The sequence below is a fragment of the Bradyrhizobium algeriense genome, from assembly GCF_003062295.1.
Lineage (GTDB): Bacteria > Pseudomonadota > Alphaproteobacteria > Rhizobiales > Xanthobacteraceae > Bradyrhizobium > Bradyrhizobium algeriense.
The window spans coordinates 1-432 of sequence record NZ_PYCN01000284.1 but is presented as its reverse complement, the minus strand read 5'-3'; the positions used below and the strand labels follow the sequence as shown (position 1 = coordinate 432).

The window sequence follows — 432 nt, the reverse complement described above, 5'->3', positions numbered from 1 at the left end:
AATATCGGCAAGTCCGTCGCCGGCCAGCTTGGTGGCTCGATCGGCCGCACGCTGGTCCGCGGCGCGCTCGGCGGCTTGCTGCGCAGGTAGGCAGAAAGCCTCGTTTGAGGCAACTCCTCCGCAAACCCGCCGCTTGTGCGCGGCGGGTACAAATTCGGGTGATCAGGACTCTCCAAGCGTTCGTTGGTCTGCTAGGTGCTATGGCCCCTGACTGGACCACATCGTGACCTCACCTAAATCTTTCGTTCGATCCGGCGCACTCCGAACCCTGTCGTTGCGTGCGTCACTCGACCTGCTCTTCCTGCTCTGCTGCTTCATCCTGGCTGCCGATGTCCTTGGTCCCGAGATCTTCGGGCACGGCAAGACCAAGGACTACGGCCTGTGGTACTGGGCCGGGCAGCAGGTCTTGAAGGGTGGGCCGCTCTATCCCGG

At 63.0% G+C, this 432-nt stretch carries 1 pseudogene; it reads left to right on the top strand.

Annotation, left to right across the window (positions count from 1 at the left end):
* Positions 1-223: 223 nt before the first annotated feature.
* Positions 224-432: pseudogene (locus tag C7G61_RS46925) on the top strand (hypothetical protein); the annotation flags it as partial.